The following is a 22,990-nucleotide window of genomic DNA, read 5'->3' as shown; positions in this document are numbered from 1 at the left end:
AAATATACTATACTGAATCTATGATTAACCTTCTAACAGTACTTATCCATTATCTGACAACAGATTTTTATCTGATTGATTCTTTTAGAAATGACGACGACTTTTTAGCTGTCATGCTCGTAATGGGAGCTTTAGTGTTTTTTATTCTGGGAGTAATTGGTATTGTATTGGGGCTACTCTTCATTCTTATTGTAATTTTCTTAATTAGTGCCGGTATTATCTCTACTTCTGTATTGGTAGGGCTGCAACAAAAATCTCTAAGTAAAGGTTTTAAAACCTTTTTTATATCTGTTTCCATACTGGGCAGTACAATTGCCTCTGTTATCTTATTTTTATTTATAAATACAATAAAAAACTGGTGGCAGACAGATACTACAATTATTGCAGGTCTGATTTCGGGAATAGCTTCGGGCTGGATTTTGGGACTGATTATGTTTATCACCTGCAAAAAGCTTGTTCTCTTTCTGAAAAATAAATATGCAAACAGAATCGTACGCCAATGAAAACCGTTAAAATTCTCCGGAACATTCTTTTTATAGTAGGGCTAGTATTATTGGCTTTTGACTTTTTATTGGTTCTTCCGGAGTACTATGCCTGCAAAAATGCCTATGAAGGTGAAGAAGCAACTACAATATGGGGTTATAAAGTAGATTGTATAGGTGACAGTGCAGAATTTACGCTGGTATTTTTTCAATTAACAGGATGCTGGATTTTAGGGATATTTATCATTATTGCTATATTGCATTTGGTCTACAAAAAGCAGAAAAAGAATGTTCGATCAATTCAGAGATAAATTTCGGTTAGACGACGAAAAGTGGAACAGGTATCTTAATTATTTTAATAAGGTGAAAGTCCCTGCTAAAACCATACTTCTAAACGAGGGTGAGGTTTCAAAGAAACTTTTCTTCATCGAAAAAGGCTGTATCAGAGTATGCTTCAATCATGATGGAAAAGATATTACTTCACAATTCTTTTTTGAAGAAAATGTCGTAGCATCTATTGAGAGCTTTAGAAAAAATATCCCAAGTCCTACCACCCTGGAAACAATAGAACCAAGTACGCTATGGTGGATACACAAGGATGATTTAAACAGTATGCTGGAGGAAATTAAAGAAATTCCGTATTTGAGAGATCTATTTATCGATAAAATATTCGACCGGACATTTGACTATATGAAATATTTTATTTCATCTATAAAATATACACCACAACAGCGTTATCTTGACCTGATAAGAGAAAGACCCGAAATTATACAACGTGTCCCACAGCATTACATTGCTTCTTATCTGGGTATTACAACAGTACATTTAAGCCGTATAAAAAATAAGCTACTTAAAAATAAAGAATAGCCCGTATTTAGTAACAAATGTTATCGCCTGCAAAAAGATCCTATTCTAATTTTGTTCTATAAATTTTAAAACATGAAAGCAGCAGTTGTATTATCAAAAGGAGCACGCCCTGCATATGTAGAAGACTTTGCAGAGCCTGTAGTACAAAATGAAAACGAGGTATTGATTCACGTAAAGGCATCGGCAGTTAAGAATCTCGACAAAATGCGCGCAAGTGGGAAGCACTATTCTGTACAAAATGAAACCTTTATTGCAAAAGTAGTAGGCGGAGACGGTGTAGGAATACTTGAAGACGGAACACGCATATATGGAATTGGTGCAAGCGGAATGATTGCAGAAAAAGCAATTATTGAAAAAGATAAAATAGTAAAATTACCCGACGGAATCAGTGACGAAACAGCCGCAGCTCTTCCTAATGCTGTAATGGGATCGGCAATGGCTTTACGCTTCAGAGCCAGCTTACAAAAAAATGAAACCGTTTTAATAAATGGTGCCACAGGTGTTACCGGAAAAATTGCGGTACAAATAGCAAAACATTATGGCGCAAAGAAAGTTGTTGTCACTGGCCGGAATGAGGAAACACTAAAAGAATTATTAGCCTTGGGTGCTGATGATATTATTGTACTTAAACAGGACGATGATGCCATCATCTCACAAATAAAAGTTTTGCATCAACAAAGTCCATTCGACGTTGTAATTGATTATTTATGGGGACATAGTGCTGAATTAATTTTATCTGCAATAAAAGGGAATGGAGGTTTTTCTCATAGAACACGCTATGTAACTGTTGGCGGTATGATAGATGATAATATGACGCTATCATCCTCTATTCTGCGCAGTACCGATATACAGATCTCAGGTTCAGGTTTAGGAAGCTGGACACCAGACGAAATGAAATTACTAATTCATGAAATACTTCCCGAAATGTTTCAGCTGGCAGCTGATGGCAAATTAAAATGTGATACTGTAAGTGTTATGATTAATGAGATCGAAAAAGCATGGGATATGAATATTGATGGTGGAAAGCGTTTAGTGGTTATAATTGGCTCTTAATAATACAGTAACAGAATTATATAGACAGATTAACTTATCCGCCAGTATTACTATATTGCATACAATCTAAATCACCAGTTACATGAAGAAATATCTGTTAAAAATATACTTTACACTTTCTTTGCTATTAGTAGCAGATATTGCTGTTTACTTTCTTTATAAGATTAGCCTACGGGGTTATTATGCAGATATTATTCTTTTCTGGTTATGGTTCTTCGGAAGTATTTTCGTCATAATTGTTTACTGGAAAAAGCTATTAGCCAAATTATTTTTAGGCGCTATAATCCTTGCCTTCATACTAAGCATGCTGCCTATGGGATTGTTCTTTTATGCTTTTATCTTTTCATCAACACCAGCCGGATTATGGATGAATAAAGATTTAAATGAAAACTACCGGGCACAGATTGTATCCTACAGTGTAATGGTACCGCCTCTGTTACAAATTGTAGAGAAAAAAGGATTGTTCGAAAAACAAATTATTCAGTGCACTGATTCCGAATTGCGGGACAGAAATCTGGAGGTAAGTATCCGAAACTCAAAAGACCTCATCCTGCAAAAAGATACAGATAGTACCATTACTCTCACTCTTTTTTATGGAGGGCCTAATACTACACTGACTTTTAATAAGGTAACAGGAAAACTTATTAAAATAGAGAAGTAACATTAAAAAAAGACTCTTACACATTTTGTAAGAGTCTTATTTATTTTCTTTATTTCCCAACCGCCTTAAAACTGTCAAATATCTGTTTCATTTCTTTTACTTTTTCGGGATATTTGGTGATTAGGTTTACACTTTCTTTTGGATCTTCATCCAGATTAAAAAGTTCTGTAGTGGCTGGTACTATAGCTCCCGTTCGGGGATGCTTAAGATCCGGAACTTCTCTGTACTTCCAGTTGCCATATTTTACCGCCTCAGGCTTTGTACTTCCATTTACAATAAATATTGGACGATGGCTGTAAGCAGATTCTTTTACTTTACTTTCTAAAAGCTGACTGATATCCTGTCCGTCCAGTTCTCTATTCGTTGGTAAGGGACTGTTGGTCCACTTGGCAATCGTCGGTAATAAATCCAGATTGCTTATCGCGCTCGTTAAAACGGTCCCGGGTTTAATCTTATTTTTCCAATATACAATAAACGGAACGCGGGCTCCACCCTCATACGACCAGGCTTTAGAACCTCTGAAAACTCCTGCACTTCCTACATGAGAAGCGATAGTTACACCATCCCCTTCCATTCTTTCAGGAAAATTCGTCCAAGGTCCGTTGTCACTGGAAAACACAAAAATCGTATTATCTGCCATACCTTTTTCTTCCAATACTTTCCATATCGCAGCCAGGCCTTCATCCATTTCAGTAATTACAGCACCAAGTGCCCCGCCTTTTTTATTTTTCAAGGCAGAAGACTGTGCAGCATAATACACAGGTAAATGCGGCATATTGTGCGCCAGATACAAGAAAAACGGTTTATCTTTTTTCTGCTGTCTTATATAATTAATTGATTCTTTGGTATACAAACGGGTAAGAAGAGAATCTGCAGGTTTCTCAATCTCAACTTTGATATTTCTGAACATTCTAATCGGAATGTCCGTATTTACATAGGGAGCCTTATAATCGTGACTGTATAATATTCCGTAATAGAAGTCAAATCCTTGTCCGTTTGGCTTATTCTCAGCTTTCTGATCTCCCAAATGCCACTTTCCAACCATCCCGGTATTATAACCGTTTGATTTCAACATTTCTGCAATTGTTACTTCATCATCTGGTAACCCTTGCTTAGATCCCGGCGCTATAGGCCATGGTAAATCATAACGGGACGAATAACGGCCAGTAAGCAAAGAGGCCCTGGAAGGGGTACAAGTGGGACTGCTGACAACATAATTAGTGGCCATTAACCCATTTCTTGACATCCGGTCTAAAAATGGCGTTTTAATAACAGGATTTCCATAAGCACCAATGTCTGCATATCCCATATCATCTGTCAATACAACAATAATATTAGGCTGCTTCTGAGCTCTGGCATTGGAAAATGAAATAGTAAAAAGAATGATTAAAGCACAACGTACAGTATTCTTCATGGTTAAATATTTGTTTTCTGGTGGTTATTGGTGATTTTAAAACAAATATATAACTTAACTTCCCGATACAAAATTCTTTCAGAATTTCACTCGAAGCGACGATTTATTCATTAAATATAAAACAGATTACAGAATGCTTTTAAAGTTATTAGTGCATAAAGATGCTTTGAGATAAAGATAGAAGCAAAAACTCCCCTGTAATTTTCATTACAGGGGAGTTCTATTTTAAAATATTTATTAGCTTATGATTCCTTCACTGCCAGTTCACGGGTCAGCCAGCCACTTTTACTTGCTGTGGCAATAGCGTATGGTGTGATCCAGAATAGCGTAAAGGCGTAGAAAATACTATAGGTATATGCCCAAAATGCCTCGGGTGTATTTTTATTTCTCTTCGCAAAGAAGAAAGCCTGTACACTGGAGAAAATCAGTATTCCTAACAATGTTGAGCTAATGAATAACATGGTATGATTAATGATAAACCATAGCATTAATAACATTAGTGGATAAGACATAACCAGTTTTAGCCATTGCATGCACAATAATATTCTGGTTCCTACTTTTGGCCCTTCACGGAAATCACCAAAAGCAAACTTGCTCATCATTATATTTTCACGCACATTACTACGTTCCCAACGGATAAACATCTTATACAAGTTTTTATATCGTTTAGGAATATTCGTATATACATATGCATTTCTCTGGAATAAGATATGATAACCTTGTTTCAGGATCATATTCGTCATAGCTCTGTCCTCTCCTATATCAGACGGACGTCCCATAAATGTCTGGTTCACCCATTCATCCAGGCAGTTCATTACCTGCTCTCTGCGATATGCTGCCAAAGCTCCGGGCGTACACATTACCGATCCAAGCATACTTTGTGCAGAACGTACAAATTCAAAACTGAATACAAAGTTTACATTAAGCATTCTTGGGATCAGTTCCTTCTCATTATTCAATACACGTACATTACCTGCTACTCCACCACATTTTTTGTTTACCACAAACGGGCTTGTCATATTACGGAGTGTATCTTTTTTTACAATAGAATCACTATCTACGGTAATAAATATTTCCCCGGTACCCAACTGAAATCCACGGTGTAAGGCATGTCTTTTCCCCATATTTCGGGGCTGCTGATAAGCCATTACTCTGTCACCCAGTTCTTCTTTGGCTTTCTTAATCCATGCCCAGGTATCATCTTTACTGCCATCGTCCACAGCAATAATCTGTACCTTTTCCTCCGGATAATCACTGCTCGCTAAGCTATGAAGTGTCTCATATACGAGCTTTCCTTCGTTATAAGCAGGAACAATAATTGTACAGGTAGGCAGCTGATCGTCCGATACTGAGGTAACAGGTTTGTATCGTAGATATAAAACCAACAAATAAACCAAAAAGCATACAGCAATACTTAAAAGAAATAAGCCTGTTCCTATGACTACAACCCCGATGGAACTGTTCATTTGTTCCCAGTGCAGGTGTTCGAACTCTGGTTGTAATAAATATACGGCATATATTGAACTGAACAACAATATAAACGTCACTGCAAGGATACCATACTCTATAGTTCCAAACCTCCCCTTTTTGACGGGTACAAAATCTCCTTTCTGGCGAATTAATGCTGATTTTGATACAACATTCTTCTTAACGTGTAGTGTTTGTGTTTCTTTCATACATTCTATAAAAAAATTCCCTACTGATATTCCTTGTTTCTTTTGATTAAACGGAATATCAGTATCCAATAATTTATTATTTCAACTTTTGAAATTGGAAGCAAGGTTTCCCAAAAGAACCTGCGCACTCTTATTTTGTTGAAAAAGCCCTATTCTGAAACAGAATAATAAGGTTTAAACTTTTAACAAAACAGAAGAGAATAGTTTTATATCATGTATTAATTGATCAGTATTATCATGAAGGAAACCAAAAGTATGATCAGAATCCATACAGTATGATAACGTTATTTTTCGTTATTTATTACTACTCAAATGAAAACATTGTGCCATTTTATCTATCAAATTATTTTTTTTAGAATTCAAAATCTATTATTCATGAATAGTATTTGATTATTAACGCTTTATAATAAAAGGTTATTTTCTACAATATTCAGCTTCATGTATGATATGAATACATGAGAATAGGAAGAATATTAATAGGATATTTTTTGTATTTTTGTTCATTAGGTCATTATATGCTAAACGCTAAAATACAGCATGATAGCCTTTTTAATGATAAATTTACATGGACATTAGCTGATGTACATGGACAAATAAAGTTTCAAAAATATGCACAGAGTATTCTCTTATTTCTAACAAAATGAATAATAAAATATACTAAGCAGTGGATATGAGCGTTATAATATTGAAAGAAATTTATTAAATGGCTAAAAAATAGTTTAGCATTCTTAACATTCAAATTACTCATAATTGTAAACCATTAGTAGATCCTAAAACTTTAGCTTATTATTAAATAATGTAAGTAATCTATATGGTTATACAACCTAAAAAAATAAAAGAAGATTATAAATATGAACAATCACCGAATAGCTGTTATAGGACAAGGATATGTAGGATTACCACTAGCACTGGAATTTGCAAAACATTTTCCAGTATACGGATTCGACATTAATACAGACAGGGTAAAAGAGCTTAATTCCGGAAAAGATCACACACTGGAAGCAGACCTTACATTGCTTTCCAAAGTGATTAATGAGGCTCAAAATTCTGATTTTTCTAAAGGCTATATTGCTTCCGCTTCACTGGACACTATTAAGGATGCAAATATCTATATAGTAACCGTTCCAACACCTATTGATAAATTTAATGCTCCGGATTTAGGACCATTGCTAAGTGCAACCAAAATGCTGGCAGAGATTTTAAAGAAAGGAGACATCGTAATCTATGAATCTACAGTATATCCTGGTTGTACAGAGGAAGACTGTGTACCTGTTCTGGAAAATATCTCAGGATTAAAATACAATGAAGATTTCTTTGTAGGTTACTCACCTGAAAGAATTAATCCGGGAGATAAAGTAAATACACTTACAACTATAAAGAAAGTAACATCAGGCTCCACTCCTGAGATCGCTGAAATAGTAGATACACTCTATAAAAAAATTATAAAGGCAGGAACTCACAAAGCTGCAAATATAAAAGTTGCCGAAGCCTCTAAAGCTATTGAAAATGCACAAAGAGATATCAATATTTCTTTTGTCAATGAGCTGGCTTTGATATTCGACAGAGTTGGAATTGATACCAATGATGTACTTGAAGCTGCAGGTACAAAGTTCAACTTCTTAAAATATAAACCAGGCCTGGTTGGTGGGCACTGTATCTCTGTAGACCCATATTATCTGGCACACAAAGCTTCTCAGCTAGGTTATCACCCTCAGGTTATCCTTAGTGGAAGAAGAGTTAACAACTCTATGGCTGAATTTATTGCTTCAAAAGTTGTAAAATTGATGATAAAAAAGGAGATTTCTATAAGCAATGCTAATGTTCTGATTCTGGGAATTACTTTCAAAGAAAACTGCCCGGATGTCCGAAATACCAAAGTAGTAGACGTATACAAAGAGTTGGAAGAATATGGTCTGCATGTAGATATGTACGATCCATGGGCAGACCGAGATGAAGTGAAACAGAAGTATAAAATCAATATGCTTGAGAATATAGACTACAACAAAAAGTATGATACCATTGTTTTAGCAGTATCACACGATGAGTTTCTGACACTAGATTTAAATAGCTTAAGAAAAGAAACATCGGTTGTATTCGACATAAAAGCAAAACTGGACAGAGATATTGTAGATGCGAGGCTGTAAGTACTCCTCTTCTCTAAAAAAGTAAAAAACTTATATTTTTAAGGTCCCCTGTAATTTCGATTATCAGGGGATTTTTTTATTTATACACCGCCCTTCTTTAGTTAAAAATATTTGAGTTTCCTTTATACTTACAGGTATTCACAACCATCAGTTTATTCCCTTAATACATCAGACTTAGTATTGTCTTAACGCTATTGCAAACCCATTCCATATGAGAACCAGACAGTAACAGATTATTTTTCATTTTCTGGCATATAGCGGTAATCCCCGACTGGTATGAGAACTGTCATACTTTATGATCACATATTATTTTTACATTTGCATAATTCTTAATTAGAATAAATAAAAATAAAATGATACGAAAGTATACTCCTGTACTATTCCTTTTTTCTTTTTCTATTGTACATGCAAGTTATGATGATCTGAAAACAATACAGACCTCTAACAAAACAACCGATGAGAGAATCTCGGAAGCGCAAAATAAACTAAAAAAACATTTATTTCATACCAGTGTACAAAATACTTATACTGTGCATGCCTTATCTGTTCCTCGCCTATATAGGGATACTATTGTAAAACCTAATAAGAAAACAAGTGATGCAAAAGATATCCAGGAAGTTACCTTGGTAAAAAGTAAAAACATCAACGACATCGATATCCGGAAAATAGCGGGCTCTATTACCACTATCGATATGAAAAAATTTGAAGGCCGTTCGGAAATGGATCTTATGCGAATGTTACAGGGTATTGTCCCTGGTCTTTATATAGAATACAATGGTATACTGGGGACCAGACCCAAAATCGAGATCCGCGGAACACAGTCATTCTCTGGTCAGGCAAGAGCAAACGAGCCATTATTTGTACTGGACGGGATGATTATCTCTTCCGATACATTTCTGACACTAAATCCAATGGATTTCTCAACCATTAAAGTTCTAAAAGATGCTGCTGCGTCTGCTTTATATGGTATAAAAGCGGCCAATGGTGTTATAGAAATTACGTCCAAAAAAGGATATAAAGGTAAACCCATTCTAAGTCTCAATATCAAACAGGGAATTACGACAAGAGGCCCCAGAGGTGTTGAAATGATGAACTCGGCTGAAAAACTGGAATTGGAAAGACGGCTGAAAGCACCATTGATGCCAGGATACATCAATTCTGAAGAATATATAAGAGAGAGTTATGCCCATTCACCTAATCTGGATGCTCTGATCCAGAATGGCAAGAGAAATCTGGATTCTTTAAAAGCAATTAATACCGACTGGTTCAAGGAACTGATAAGACCCAATCAGTTTAGTTCCTATAACCTCAGTGTAAGAGGTGGTACTGATAAAAATGCTTATTACTACTCATTAAACTATGGTAACCGTGGTGGTAAATTACCTGGAAATGACATCAATAATATTACTGCAAGGGCAAACATAGATTATATTGTCACACCCAAATTGAGTATATCCCTGAACACCTCAGCCGGAATTTCTAAAACAAACACTCAGAACGGAACCAAAGAAGATCCTTCAGCTCTTGCCTATGCTTTAAATCCTTATGAAACCAGATTATCAGAAAAAAATGGCAAAAAAAAAGATCTGATCTCGTATCCTGATTATGCATTCAGTGATCTCATGAATCAGTATATGCGCCGTGAAACCTCTAACAGGGTAAGCAGTTCCCTAATTTTTAACTGGAAGCTCCTGAATGATCTTACGATTTCTGGTGTTACAGGGGCAGACTATGTAACCAACGAAAATAAAACAGTTATTCCGCCCGAAGCAGCTTCTGAACGGCAATATAGTGAAGATGAAAAAGGAAGCCTGACTGAAGAAAAGGCTACTGAATTTATTTACTCATCCAACATAAGAGCTACTTATGCCAAGAAATTTGGGGACCATGACATAACTCTGGGAGCGAATATAGATTATGTACTCAACAGAAGAAAAGTAGTAGGTATTAATGGTTACGGAATACCTTCAGGTATGGCTTCTGTTCCTGTTATTAACCAATCTTTGGAAGGCAATCGAAAAACAACAGCTTTCGGTGGCAATACCAAAAACATACAATTAGGCTTTGGTGCTGCATTCGGATATTCTTACCGGAATATCTACGATCTGTATGCCAGCTACAAAAGAGACGGATCCTCCCTCCTTCCCTCTGATAAAAGATGGAATACTGCCTGGTCTGCCGGATTTGGATGGCGACTCAAAGAGTATGAATTTCTGAAAAATTCAAAGTTTATATCCGATCTGAAACTTCGGGCTTCTATGGGAATTACCGCCAGTATGGCTGGCATTACAATAGGAGATATTGTACCGACTTACAAATACAATAATCTTTTTTATGGTTCCGGAAGATTATTACCTTCACAACAGCTATCAAACAGAAATCTGAATCCACAACAATCTCACTCATACAATGCTGGTCTTGATATTGGTATCTTAAAAAGATTTACACTAACCACTAACTTCTATAAAATACTGAATAAACAAGCTTTACTGGATGTAGAAATTGCACCAAGCAATGGCTTTACAAGTTATAAGAAAAACATTGGTGTACTTGAAAACAAAGGAATTGAAGTGATGCTCTCCGGAGATATTATACGTGGTTCCAATTTTCAGTGGAACAGTGCCTTTACATTTTCCGCCAACTTTAATAAAGTAAAACAACTTTACGGAACCGATAAAATTTATCAGAATGGAGAAGCATTGATCCCTTCCTATGAAGTAGGCCAGCCGTTAGGAATGATCTACGGACTGCAGTCTTTGGGTATATATCCTCTGGATGGCACTTACAGATATAAAGCAAAGGATGGAAGAGAATTGACATACAGAGATAAAGGTCTGCTTACCCGTGCAGACTTCATTAATCTGGGATACAGTACGCCTCCGTACAACGGAATGTTTTCCAATGTTATAACTTATAAAAATCTGTCTTTGGCTTTTGATCTTTATTATGCCTTAAAGGGCGTAAAACAATACTCAACCTCATTTGTAAGAGACAGAAGTGATATCCGTTACAATGCCTTTAAAGGTCAGTTGGAGCAAATGTGGTTCAATGAGGGCGATGAAGGAAAGATTTACCCATCGGCTAACAGACCTTCGGGAGCTGCTGAAATGGAAAAGCTCTTTGCCACAACAGACAGTGTATACAGATCCGATTTTATTTCACTCAACAATATCCAGCTTACCTATACTGTGGATACCAACGTAATACGTGAGCTGTCGAAAACTCTACGATCATTTAGCCTTAGCCTTCAGGCAGAAAATATCTGTACCTGGTATTTTGTAAAAAACAGAAATACAATCAATGATATCAAGCAACCTGTCTTCACTCTTAGTTTAAACGTGTCTTTTTAATTCAATATGAAAAAAATAACCTGTATAACATCATTATTAGTTTTGTTCAATGCCTGTAGTCTGGATTATACTTCTGAAGATTCCATTTCAGGGGAAAATGTTATAAACACTGTCAGCCGTGCTAAAGAAGTTCTGAACACAGCTTATTCAGATTTCCCAAAAGATAAAACTTTTCTCAGCTTGTATACCGAAGATTTTGTTCCTACCTGGTATATTTCCCAAGGCAAACAGGAACCTGTGGAAAAAATGTATTATTGGGACAGGCTGGTCATTAAAAACAACGCAGAAAACCTATGGCAGCAATATTACAAATCTATGTTCGAGATCAACACAGTTCTGGCAGCTCTGGATAATAATATTTCTGATAAAAATTCTGATGAGGCCAAAAAATTAAAAGGCAGAGCATTGGGGCTAAAAGCCTCGATATATTATGAATTGCTATTACTTTTCAGCGATCGTTATTCAAATATTAATATACCAGGAGCTGTTCTAAAAGATAAAACAGTATACGAAGACAAAGAGCGTTCTGGTTATAAAGAAACATTGGCCGAAATCAATAAGCTGTGTGATACTGCTTTATCTCTCCTTCCAAAAGATGAAGGTAGTGCCGGTAAGAAGGAATATTTCGGTTATTACGCCGTTAAGTTACTGAAAGCCAAGACCGCTTTATTAGAAGGATCTTATCAGAATGCTATCAATCAGGCCACTGAGCTAATTACACAAAGTGGAGCATCACTTACAATGTCTAATCAGGCTTCTTATCAGCAGATCTGGAACTCAACATCCTCTTCTCCTGAAGTCATAATGTATTTCAGCTATAATCAACAACCCTATAAAAACCTTAACTATAGCTACGAAAAAGGAGATTACGTAAGACTTCATTCCAGGTTTACTTTTGAAGAAAACGATGTACGCAGCAAAATTTCTGATATCAGCATCTCTGAAATTCCCGGAACCTTTATTGGAAAATACAGATTGAATATTCGTGATAGTAAAAACAAGGATATAGTGCAATATAGATTTAGCGCTGTTTATTTCCTTTTAATAGAAGCTTATTTAAAAAACAACCAGCTTCCACAGGCCAGTAGGCTTTTGAATGATTTTCTTAAAAGCAGAAATGCTGGTGCTATAGATACCACATTGTCCTACGAACAGTTTTTTGAAAGATTCCGGTATGAAAAACAAAAAGAGTTTCTGGGAGAACCTGAAAATTTCTTTGATCTGAAAAGATGGAATACTGACATTAAAAGATATAACACCGATGATGAGAAGCAGTATTCAATGGTTTCAAAATCCGATTACCGCTGGACTTTACCTATTCCGTTCAACGAAACAAAAAATAATAAAGTAACCCAGAACAAAGGCTGGGAATAATGGACACTACAATGAAATACTGTACTATAAATTTATATACCAAGCTAATCCTGCTCTTTATACTGACCTTTAGTGTTAGCTCCTGTATGCCGGATGACGAAAGAAATACTTACAGAGGAGAAAACAAGGTAACTTTCTCTCTGAATAAATCACAGATTGAAGACCAGTCCAATGATTATATCGTGGTAAAATTAATGCTGGTAAAAGCTCTGGAAAAGGAACTTACAATTGACCTGAATCTTCAGAATGCTGAGAATACAATGAAGCTGGACCATCCAAAAGTGATATTGTCCGCAGGAGAGAAAACAGCTACTATACTTATAAAGCCTTCTAATCTTTTGCCTCTTGATGAAAGCAAAACTATTCAGTTATCAGGAATAACTTCCGACAGTCAGATAACAGTTGAAAATACTGCTTTTGAATACAGAAAAGGAATTGATATTCCCGTACTCACCAAACGACAGAAAGAGCTCCTTGAGATCTACAGAAAAAAGGGACTCAATCTTTATCCTTTTATTGGTGTTGTGGAAGTAGAAGGTAATGCTTCTTTTCCTGCTGGAGGAAGTATTGAACCTTTTACAGAAGGTTTTCAGGAAAAGATTATAGGAAAAACCATTATTGCTCTTAGTGACAATGCAACCGAGGATAAACCATTGTTAAAAATGCAAAGAAATGCAATGGGAATACAGAACCTTTTACAGAAGTTATACCGGAAAATGACTATTGAAAATGCCTACTATATCGACCCTAATGGTGCTCCGAACTTTCATATGCTAAAAGACATTAAGGAAAATGGATTATCTTATTATTCCATGATGGAAAATATGGAGAAGTATGACTTTATTGTCTCTCTGGACAATATAACATTAGATTTTAATTCCGATAAAATTCAGTTTGTATCCCAAAGACTTAATGAATTTCAGTCCGATACTGAGATTTTGGCAGTGAATTTCAACTATAGCTTCACGTTATGGACTTCACTCCATAAAAGAATTAAACAAGATATCAGCCTTCAGGATATAGGTTTGGAAGACATTGATGGCACAATAAATCCCTATTATTATATGAATTACAGAACCATAGACAAGGATGATAATGAAAGAGGCAACTGGAAACCTGCAAAAGCGGTAATCAACAAAAAGGATAATACTTTGCATTTTTCATTTCCTATGGACTTTTATAACTCAGATGATTATATGCTGACCAATGTTATCTACAAAGGAAAAAATATAGTACAATGAAGCAGATTTTATTAGTAACGAGTTTATTGGGTTTTATCACATCAGAAGCCCAGACTATACTTCCGGATAACTTCCCGGTTATAGACAAGAAAATTAATGAAAGCGGACTTCATTATATTATTCATCCGGTAAATGACAATTCCCGTGCAGAGATCAGATTAATTATAAGCGCAGGAAGTCTTATGGAAACTCCGGAGCAGGCAGGTGGTGCCCATTTTCTGGAACATCTGGTATTCAAGAAATCCCTGTTCGGAAATCTGGAAAAACTGGGCGTAAAACTGGAAAGAGACTTTAATGCTTCTACCCATTATGAATCTACAATTTATAAAATTTCAGTGCCCAATACAACCGAAAATATTGGAATGTGTCTGGAGATATTCAGAAAAAATATTTTCTCAGATTTGTTCAGCAATGTCAGCAAAGATGATATAGAGAAAGAAAAAAATGTAATTATTCAAGAGCTTCGGGACAGAGGAAATGAGGGTCCTTTCTACCATGAAAAAATAGGAAACAGCGTTTTCAGAAACAAACTTCCGGGCGGTACAGAAGCTGATATCCGAAAGATAAACAAAGCATCATTGGAAAGTTATTTCAGAAAGTGGTATACAACAGGCAATGCTCATATTGTAATTGTAGGTGATATAAATACATCCGCCACAGAAAAAAAGATCATAAGCCTATTTAAAGACACTACTCTTTCACATCATCAATCTGTAAATAATCCCGCAATAGATTATGCTTCTTTGATACCGAAACAAAATGTATTTTCCATACAGCAGGGAAAACAAAAAACGTTGAGTATCGACTGGATAGCAGTTACGCAAAAAAAAACAGAAGATCTAAAAAATACGCTGATTCAGAAACTTTATACAGAACTAATACGTCAGAATATAGCGCATACCGGATTACAGAACATAACATTTTTTGATGATTGGTTCCTCGGGAATATTTTCCATTCAGGTTTTGAAATTCGGGCAAAGGACAAAGCGAGCTTGCATAAAACCTATGAGCAGCTCGGAGCTCTCTCTGAGCAAGTAAAAAAAACAGAAATTCAGCAGGAGTTGTTCGACACCATAAAGCAAAAAGTAATTAAAAATACTTTTACTCCAGTGCCAACCAGTGCCAAAGATATTGCTGTATATTACGAAGATATAATAGGCAGGCACAAGTATGTCCTTCCCTCCGAAAGCGGATTTCTCGTGCAAAAAATTCTGAATGAACTAAAAGAAGAAGCGATAAGGTCATATTCTTCTTTATTATCTGAAGAGCCACATTTCAATCTGATTCAGACACCTTCAGGTTTATCTAAAATCACAGAACAGGAACTAACCGAAAGCTTTCAGACAGGAATAAAATCCGGCTTGAAAATACAATATCAGGAAACTGCAAAAGAAGAGGTTTTAAAAGAAGCTCCCCTAATCCATTATAAAATAGAATCTCCAAAAAAACTTTTTGCCGGAGTCATTAGTGAAAAACAATTAAATCAGCTGAATGTCTCTCTAATAAAACTTTCCAACGGAATTGATGTTATACTGGCACCTGACAGCAAAGCAGAGAAAAATACGATTATATACTATGGAAGAGGCGGATTTTCGCAGCTTTCGGATCACAAATATCCATTCTACAAGGATCTGAATTATTATGCTAATCAGATTGGGATTAAATCTTACAAATACAATATTCTTTCTGATATTTTGTCTCAGAATAGCATCTCATATTCTTCTTATATTGGCAGTTATTCTAATGAAATCCGGATAACTGCTCCGGATGAGAATATGGAATTGGCATTCAAATTATTGTACCATTCAGTATACAATTATGTATTGCCTATTGAAGATTTCAAAGATGATATTAAACAAAAACTCCTGGAAGATGATAAGGAAGAACAGGTTTCAGAAAATGAATATGCCAGGTTTCAGCAGGCAGAAGAATTGTTTCTGGGCAACTACAGAAACACTGAAAATAAAAACCTTACAAAGCAGGAACTAAAAAAACTCGATATTAAGAAGCTATTTGCATTTTATGATCAGGTATTCCGGAATACTAACAACCGAGCCGTTCTGATCTCGGGAAACTTTAATATACACCAGACAAAGGATTTAGTCACAAAATATTTTGGAGCTTATAAACCCGATCATCAGATACTGCAATGGCAGTCAGACAGCTCCCCTGCTATTTTGAATAAAGATTTCGCACCTGAAAACCAGACAAGAAAAGACGTTACATTGATTACCAAATCACCAGTTATTCCCTCTGCAAAAAACATATATGCCATACAACTTGCAAAGGAATTATTGCAAGCCCGTTTTTTTGAAACAGCAAGAAATAAGTATGGGAAGGTTTATTCACCATCTGTCAGTTGTGAGTACAAAACTTACCCTGTTCCTTCAGTTTCTTTTATCGTAAAATTCCGAAGCGAAAAAGAAGATATCCCGTTTCTGAAAAATCTGTTCTTAAACCTCATGAAAGATTCTGCTGACGCTCATGCATTAGAGAATAGCAAGAAAGCTTTTCTGATTTCTATGACCGAAAAAATAAATGATCCTTATTCAAAAGAAAAGGAAATTGTTCAAAGCTGTATAGATCAGCTTAATATTGAAGATTTGGAGAATTATAAATCATTAATTAATTCGATTACTGTGGATGATATCAATACTATTCTAAGCTCTGTTAAAAGTGTAGACGCACAGCTTATTCAGTAGTATAACGTCCGGATAAGGTTAGAATAATAAAAATTATTATGCTTCATATTATTTATATAATTTTATGAAAGTTCTATCATAAAAAAATTATAAAATGGCAAATATTAACTTTAAGGAAATTATTGAACGTTCGAAAAAAATACGGGAAAGTTACCATCAATTGGAAAGACAAAATCATGGTAGTGAATGGACTATTGAGGAAGATGCATTAGCATTTTTGACAGATGCCGGTTTAGTCGGACGTCACACTATGTCTCAACAAAAGCGCTGGATTGCAAAGAATACAGACACAGAACTCGAACATAAATTAGGCGAATGTATCTGGTGGTTGATTATTTTAGCTGACAGAATGAATATAGATGCTGAGGAAGCTATTGGATTTTTTTTAACAAAAACTGAAAAGTTATTAAAATAAAAAACTAAAGTTGTCGCGGGCGTCACACCCGTGCCTCCTGTATGTTTTAAATATAAACAGGAGTATAATATCTATAATGGCTCTTCGACTTCGCTCAGAGTGACACTGATTATATATAAGGATATAACAAACCTCATAGATATGGGAGACCTACGAGGCATTAGAAGTAAAAAACTCACAGGCCGTATAGCCTATGAGTTTTTTTGTTTTATTTATTCTATGAGCTATAAAGGTGAGTAACTCCTAATAGGTCTTCGTCATATCTGCGGGAACAATCAGGTTAAAATCTGTGGGGATATAATCTTTTTCAGGTACAGACAATTTTGGAGTTTCTGATTCAAAAACAGAAATCACAGCAATCTTTAGATTAGGATTTCTTTGTTTCAGATACCAGTAAATGCCTCCATACTCTTTGCTGTGATAATTTCCATTGTAGTGAATAAAAGTTTTTCCGGGTTCTAAATTCTTAATAATTGACTCGGCCATTGTAGCATCTTTTACAGCCTGAGCAGAAATAAAATTCATGACTTTCAGATCATCAGCATGGTCTCCCATCATGGTTTTCATTTCCTTATACCCTGGTGTATCCAATGTTACCTTTACAGGCAAAGCTGCCATATAAGTTTTCTCCTTAGCATCCAACGTATTCAATGATTCCAGTCCTTGTTTCGCTACCTGAGAAGCGTACTTTCTCGGAATATTGCCGGCTATAAATTTCAGGTTTTTAGCTTTTGCAAAGTCTAAAAGCGGTTTGTAATCTGTAATATAGTTATTCCACAAACGGACAGAGTCTTTCATACTCTTAGGGTCCAATTTACCAGACAAATAACGATCCAGCTGTGGCTGGTTATCTCTTTCAAACATCTCAGCCCCCAAAATCAGCTGGTTATTTTTCTGCTGATACAAAGCTTCTGTAAACTTCAACTGTAACCAGTGAACGATGGAATTGTTATGTAATTCGCCAAACAATACCACATCGTAATCGGATAGCTGTTTGACAATTTTCTCAGCCTTTACAGCTTTTCCTTTTTTATTATAAAACTTATAAGCATCGAATTGCTGTGCTTTTATTCCACTGATACAGAGCATCGCAAAGGCAAAAAGTAATTTTCTCATCTCTTAAATAAAAGTATAATTTAAATACCAATTTACAATAAAAAAGGCCGCTTTGAAATGCAATGATTCTCAACGGCCTCAACATTTAAATTTAGCTTAGATATTTTATTTTTCTAGTTCAGCTACAAGGTCTTTCCACTCTTGTAATTCAGGGATTCCCGGTTTTCTTTTTCCGAAGAACTGTGCAATGAATTCACCATCTTTATTGAATACCTCCACTGCATGTACCAAACCGTCCTCCGTAGGTTTCTTCACCACCCATGCTTCGGCAATTTTTTCGGTATCCAGATGAAGATTGAAGTCAGGATCCATTACATTGATCCAGGTATTGTACCACAATACTTTGTTTACTTCTCCTGTATGGATCTGGATAATCCCGCGATTTCCTACAAACACCATTATCGGCAATTTTCTTTCAGATGCAGTTTCCAGTAAGGTTACGACTTTTTTAGGATCAATCTTCGTTACAAATTCATCTGAAGCCAGACGTAATGCCTGTGTTCTTGTCACACCATATTTTCTTGTCATCGCAAAGAAATCATGAGTATCTTTCAGCTCAGACCATTCTTTACGGAAAGCTTCCACATCGATATCAGTATCCGGTTTTTCAGCTGCTTTTGGCGCTAATGCTTCAAATACAAACTCCTGATTCTGTACATCTGCTTTATACTTGTCTGTAATAGTATCGAAAGCATCTGCATTGCTGTCTTTTGTTAAATATATTTTGTGAAGTGCCAGTCCGTCTTTACCAAAGAATTGTAAACTTTTCTTATCTCCTTCTACTACTGCAAAAGCATGCTTCCATGAGTTCAGGAATATTCTAAGGTCAATATCTTCACCAACAAATAATTGTGCATGCGGACTGCTGAAATCGCCATTCAGATAAGTTCCTTTTCTTTCGTGTACACATTCATCGTTTCTGGTTAAAGCCATTACTTTTCCCAGCTGTTCAACATCGGTTAAAATTCCTGCAAAATCAGGATTCAGAACCGTAACACCTTCACCTATATTGGTTACCAGTAAATCGGCTTCGCTAACCCCTAATTGTTCTGCTGCATTTCTGATTCTAAGATGTGGTGTTTCTGCTTTCAGTTGGGTCCACTTTTCTTTTAAATCTCCGACTAATGTATTCATTATATTATTTTTTTAAGGTTAATATTGTATAGTTTCTTTTAACAGGACCATCTCCTGTTTTACCGGGTATCCATTCTTCTTTCTGCAACAGTTTTACCTGTACAAATTGACTTTTAGCAATAAGCTTTTCAACATCTTCAGTATGATAAAGCTGAAAGCCATATTGGGTAAATGGCAAATTGCTCATAAAATCTTTATGCCCGAAAGTAAGAACAAATGTTCCGTTGTTTCTCAGTACCCTGTAAATTTCTTCTAGGAAAGCTTGTGGTTCTTTCCAGAAATACAAAGTATTTACTGTGAAAATTTTATCAAAACTCTGTTCAACAAAAGGTATATTTTGTCCGTCATAAACAAAAAACTGCGATTGGTTTTCAAATTTTATATTTTTCCGTAAAGCTTGATCCCTCATCGTTTCGGAGATATCTAATCCCGTATAGTTAAGATCATCAGCTAATTTTAGTAACTGTTTCAGATGTCCGGCATTACCATGTCCTATCTCTAATATTCTATCAGAATCATCGAGCTCTAAAGCTGCAATACTTTCCATAGTCATAGAAATATTGGTTGTATCCATCATTTCAGCTATTTCTATCCCTTTCTCGCCTTCAGGATTGGCCAGATTTTTGGCCAGTAATTTCAGATCTTCTGTATTCATAGTTATCCAAAAATAATCATTGGTGTGTCATTTATCGGGTTTTTACATATACTACACGGAAAATTATAAGTATCACTTATTCTTTCCTTTGTGAAAACCTCATTAGGTTTACCACAGGCAGCTACTCTTCCGTTTTTCATCAGTAAGATTTTATCCGCAAACTGAGCCGCAAGATTCAGATCGTGTAATACTACAATAGCTGAATTGGCTCGTTTGGTAAAATTCTTAATGCTTTCCAATGCACGGTACTGATATTTTATGTCCAGATTATTCAGAGGCTCATCCAGAAATAAAAGCTTGTGGGCTACTTCATTTTCAAGTTGTGCCATTACCCGGGAAAGATGTACTCTTTGTTTTTCTCCACCCGACAGGGTATTGTAGTCTCTGTCTTTAAGATGAACAATATCTGTTTCCAGCAGCATTTTGCTCATCGCTTCCCAGTCTTCTTTTTTAGGCTGACCATCGAAATACGGGTAGCGTCCCATCATTACAACATCTTTTACCTGCAAAGGAATATCGTTACTGTTATGCTGGGAAAACTTGGCTTTATGTTTTGATATTTCCTGGATTCCCCAATCAGAAATAAGTTTGCCTTTAAATAAAATCTGCTGTTTTTTATCTTGCTTCACTTCATTGGCCAGAACACTCAGAAGGCTTGATTTTCCGGCTCCGTTGGGTCCGACAATAGCTAAAAATTCTCCATATTCTACTGACACATCTACGCCGTCCAGAATATGGAATTTCTTATGCAGATAACTGATATGATGCGCTTTTATCATTATAAAGACTTTTTATGTTTCATTAAAATTGCAATAAAAATAGGTCCTCCCATTAGCGCCGTCAGAATTCCGATTGGCAGCTCCGAAGGTGCTACTATACTTCTGCTGAATGTATCGGCTACCAATAACAATACCGCTCCGAATACCGCTGACAATGGCAATATAAAGTAGTAATTGGATTTAAACAGCAGCCTGAGGATATATGGTACAATGAGTCCTACAAATCCTATGGCTCCTGAAAAAGCAACACAGGTACCTACCATAAGTGCTGTAATTACTACAATCTGCTTTTTTAGCTTTTCTACATTAATCCCCAAATGCTGAGCATCTTTTTCTCCCAGCATCATAGCATTCAATGCTTTTCCTTTAGGCATCAGTATAAAATAAGAAATTAACAAAACAAACAGCAAAACCAGATTCTTGGTCCAGGTTGCTGCAGCCAAGCTTCCTAAATTCCAGAAAGTAAGGTCTCTTAACTGATCATCCTTTGATATATAAATAAGGAAACCTGTAATGGAGAAGCCTATAGCCGTAATAGCAACACCAGTAAGGAGCATCATTACAACATTGGTTTTCCCGCCGCTTGTAGATATCCTGTATACCAACAGCATGGAGAGTAAAGCTCCGACAAATGCAGACAAACCTACCAATGAAAACTGCACTGCTTCCGGAAGATAAGCTCTGAAACTACTTCCTAATACTATTGCTATTGCTGCCATCAGTGTAGCTCCGGATGTTAGTCCTATTAAATCTCCTGTTGCCAGAGGATTTTTGAAAAGTCCCTGCAATGCTGTCCCCGATACTGCCAGCATACTACCTACTAATATGGCCATTACAATCCGTGAAAGCCTGACATCCCATAAAATGTATTTGTCGCTAACTGCCAGCTGCGGATCCTGCATGATTACTTTCCATAATACTGTAAATGGTGAGTGTCCTCCAAAATCATAAACCCCAACATAAAGGGCAATTACTGCAAGAACTATTAGTAAAAGCCCGCCTGATACAAGATAAAAATATAATTTACTTTGTGTTTTCAATCAATAGCTTGTTTAATTCAACCACTGCTTCCCCCAGTCTTGGACCAAAGCTCGATGCCAAACCACCATCCATAGAAATAACTTTTTTGTTTTTTCCGGCATTGGTTTGTGCAACTCCCGGCATTTTTAATACGGCTTCATTTCCTCCCGCTCCCATTAATCCGCTCTTGAATAAGAACAAAATATCCGGATTAGCTTTTACAACCGCTTCTGGTGTAAGAGGTTTAAAATCGTCAAACTCATTGATTGCATTTTCACCACCAGCCAGTGTAATCAGCTTTTCCATTGGAGTGTTCTTACCTGCCACCATCAGGTTGTTCCCTCTTGCATAAATGAATAATACTTTAGGCTTTTTTGCCAATGACTGTACCTGCTTCATATCTGCATCGATTTTGTCATTAAGCTTCTGATAGTCTGTATTTCCTATAGCCTTTGCAACTTGTTCTATTAACTTTTTAGTCCCTTCTACAGAAAATTCCTGAGTCAAAAGTTCAGCCTTGATTCCTGAAGATTTTATCTTACTCAATAATTCCGGATTTAGATCTTTATCGGAAGCTAAGATCAATGTTGGACTTAATGCCATAATCGGCTCTATAGTCATAGATCTTACATGTCCCAAATCTTTAGTTGTTGTTTTCAGAGTCTCAGGATATGTACTGGTAACGTCTGTTCCCACGATTTCACTTTCATGTCCTAACGCACTTACTATCTCCGTAATTCCGCCGCTTAGGGTTACTATTTTATTTGCAGATTTCGGGTTTTCCGAGGTCTGTTCAGTTGCTCCACTGCTAAGCTTATCGGTTTCTTTCTTACAAGAATACAGGGCAAGCACTACGGATGCCATTAATATTGCTTTTTTCATACAGATTTAATTTTGTTCCTATCAA

General features: G+C 36.1%; 19 protein-coding genes. 11 read left to right on the top strand and 8 right to left on the bottom strand.

Annotated features, from left to right (window positions below; all coding sequences use genetic code 11):
* Positions 1 to 20: 20 nt before the first annotated feature.
* The 5 genes from AYC65_RS02450 (at position 21) to AYC65_RS02430 (ending at position 3,063) form a co-directional block, all read left to right on the top strand.
* Entirely contained in the window at positions 21 to 503 is a 483-nt protein-coding gene (locus AYC65_RS02450) for a hypothetical protein (protein ID WP_034871343.1), read from the top strand.
* A complete protein-coding gene (locus AYC65_RS02445) occupies positions 500 to 793 on the top strand; it encodes a hypothetical protein (RefSeq protein WP_034871344.1) in 294 nt (97 codons plus the stop codon). Before AYC65_RS02450 ends, AYC65_RS02445 begins: the two co-directional genes overlap by 4 nt.
* Complete coding sequence (locus AYC65_RS02440; protein ID WP_034871345.1) at positions 771 to 1,349, top strand: Crp/Fnr family transcriptional regulator; 579 nt, start codon at positions 771 to 773, stop codon at positions 1,347 to 1,349. The genes AYC65_RS02445 and AYC65_RS02440 overlap by 23 nt, the downstream gene beginning before the upstream one ends.
* 72 nt (positions 1,350 to 1,421) lie before the next feature.
* A complete protein-coding gene (locus tag AYC65_RS02435; RefSeq protein ID WP_034871346.1) occupies positions 1,422 to 2,402 on the top strand; it encodes a quinone oxidoreductase family protein in 981 nt (326 codons plus the stop codon).
* Positions 2,403 to 2,484: 82 nt separating this feature from the next.
* Positions 2,485 to 3,063: a hypothetical protein gene (locus tag AYC65_RS02430; protein WP_034871347.1), complete on the top strand. Its 579-nt coding sequence runs from the start codon at positions 2,485 to 2,487 to the stop codon at positions 3,061 to 3,063.
* Between the two features lie 49 nt (positions 3,064 to 3,112).
* On the opposite strand, the gene AYC65_RS02425 is transcribed toward AYC65_RS02430, so the two are convergent.
* The gene (locus tag AYC65_RS02425) at positions 3,113 to 4,477 is read right to left on the bottom strand and encodes a sulfatase-like hydrolase/transferase (RefSeq protein ID WP_034871348.1); all 1,365 of its coding nucleotides are present in this window, start codon (positions 4,475 to 4,477) and stop codon (positions 3,113 to 3,115) included.
* Between the two features lie 242 nt (positions 4,478 to 4,719).
* Complete coding sequence (locus AYC65_RS02420) at positions 4,720 to 6,153, bottom strand: glycosyltransferase family 2 protein (RefSeq protein WP_034871349.1); 1,434 nt, start codon at positions 6,151 to 6,153, stop codon at positions 4,720 to 4,722.
* Positions 6,154 to 7,004: 851 nt separating this feature from the next.
* Here AYC65_RS02420 and AYC65_RS02415 point away from each other — a divergent pair.
* The 6 genes from AYC65_RS02415 to AYC65_RS02390 all read left to right on the top strand — a co-directional run bounded on the left by AYC65_RS02415 (position 7,005) and on the right by AYC65_RS02390 (position 17,379).
* Positions 7,005 to 8,297, top strand: coding sequence for a nucleotide sugar dehydrogenase (locus AYC65_RS02415; RefSeq protein ID WP_034871350.1), 1,293 nt, complete (start codon positions 7,005 to 7,007; stop codon positions 8,295 to 8,297).
* Between the two features lie 353 nt (positions 8,298 to 8,650).
* Positions 8,651 to 11,647 (top strand): SusC/RagA family TonB-linked outer membrane protein, encoded by a 2,997-nt coding sequence (locus AYC65_RS02410; RefSeq protein ID WP_052114788.1) that lies wholly within the window; start codon positions 8,651 to 8,653, stop codon positions 11,645 to 11,647.
* A gap of 6 nt (positions 11,648 to 11,653) precedes the next feature.
* Entirely contained in the window at positions 11,654 to 13,021 is a 1,368-nt protein-coding gene (locus tag AYC65_RS02405; protein ID WP_034871351.1) for a RagB/SusD family nutrient uptake outer membrane protein, read from the top strand.
* On the top strand, positions 13,021 to 14,262 hold the full coding sequence (locus AYC65_RS02400; RefSeq protein WP_078674623.1) for a DUF4929 family protein: 1,242 nt from the start codon (positions 13,021 to 13,023) through the stop codon (positions 14,260 to 14,262). The genes AYC65_RS02405 and AYC65_RS02400 overlap by 1 nt, the downstream gene beginning before the upstream one ends.
* Positions 14,259 to 16,964 (top strand): insulinase family protein, encoded by a 2,706-nt coding sequence (locus AYC65_RS02395; protein ID WP_034871353.1) that lies wholly within the window; start codon positions 14,259 to 14,261, stop codon positions 16,962 to 16,964. Before AYC65_RS02400 ends, AYC65_RS02395 begins: the two co-directional genes overlap by 4 nt.
* 94 nt (positions 16,965 to 17,058) lie before the next feature.
* Positions 17,059 to 17,379, top strand: a complete 321-nt coding sequence (locus AYC65_RS02390) for a MazG-like protein (RefSeq protein WP_034871354.1) — start codon at positions 17,059 to 17,061, stop codon at positions 17,377 to 17,379.
* Positions 17,380 to 17,622: 243 nt separating this feature from the next.
* On the opposite strand, the gene AYC65_RS02385 is transcribed toward AYC65_RS02390, so the two are convergent.
* The 6 genes from AYC65_RS02385 to AYC65_RS02360 form a co-directional block, all read right to left on the bottom strand.
* A complete protein-coding gene (locus AYC65_RS02385) occupies positions 17,623 to 18,495 on the bottom strand; it encodes a ChaN family lipoprotein (protein ID WP_034871355.1) in 873 nt (290 codons plus the stop codon).
* Between the two features lie 105 nt (positions 18,496 to 18,600).
* Positions 18,601 to 19,629, bottom strand: coding sequence for a hemin-degrading factor (locus tag AYC65_RS02380; RefSeq protein ID WP_034871356.1), 1,029 nt, complete (start codon positions 19,627 to 19,629; stop codon positions 18,601 to 18,603).
* 4 nt (positions 19,630 to 19,633) lie between these two features.
* Positions 19,634 to 20,284, bottom strand: a complete 651-nt coding sequence (locus tag AYC65_RS02375; RefSeq protein WP_034871357.1) for a class I SAM-dependent methyltransferase — start codon at positions 20,282 to 20,284, stop codon at positions 19,634 to 19,636.
* A gap of 2 nt (positions 20,285 to 20,286) precedes the next feature.
* On the bottom strand, positions 20,287 to 21,063 hold the full coding sequence (locus AYC65_RS02370; protein ID WP_034871358.1) for a heme ABC transporter ATP-binding protein: 777 nt from the start codon (positions 21,061 to 21,063) through the stop codon (positions 20,287 to 20,289).
* Positions 21,063 to 22,103: a FecCD family ABC transporter permease gene (locus AYC65_RS02365; protein WP_034871359.1), complete on the bottom strand. Its 1,041-nt coding sequence runs from the start codon at positions 22,101 to 22,103 to the stop codon at positions 21,063 to 21,065. The genes AYC65_RS02370 and AYC65_RS02365 overlap by 1 nt, the downstream gene beginning before the upstream one ends.
* Positions 22,087 to 22,965: a heme/hemin ABC transporter substrate-binding protein gene (locus tag AYC65_RS02360; protein ID WP_034871360.1), complete on the bottom strand. Its 879-nt coding sequence runs from the start codon at positions 22,963 to 22,965 to the stop codon at positions 22,087 to 22,089. Before AYC65_RS02360 ends, AYC65_RS02365 begins: the two co-directional genes overlap by 17 nt.
* Between the last annotated feature and the right edge of the window lie 25 nt (positions 22,966 to 22,990).

Origin of the sequence: Elizabethkingia bruuniana (assembly GCF_002024805.1) — a bacterium.
GTDB lineage: Bacteria > Bacteroidota > Bacteroidia > Flavobacteriales > Weeksellaceae > Elizabethkingia > Elizabethkingia bruuniana.
This window is presented reverse-complemented; position numbering and strand designations above follow the sequence as displayed.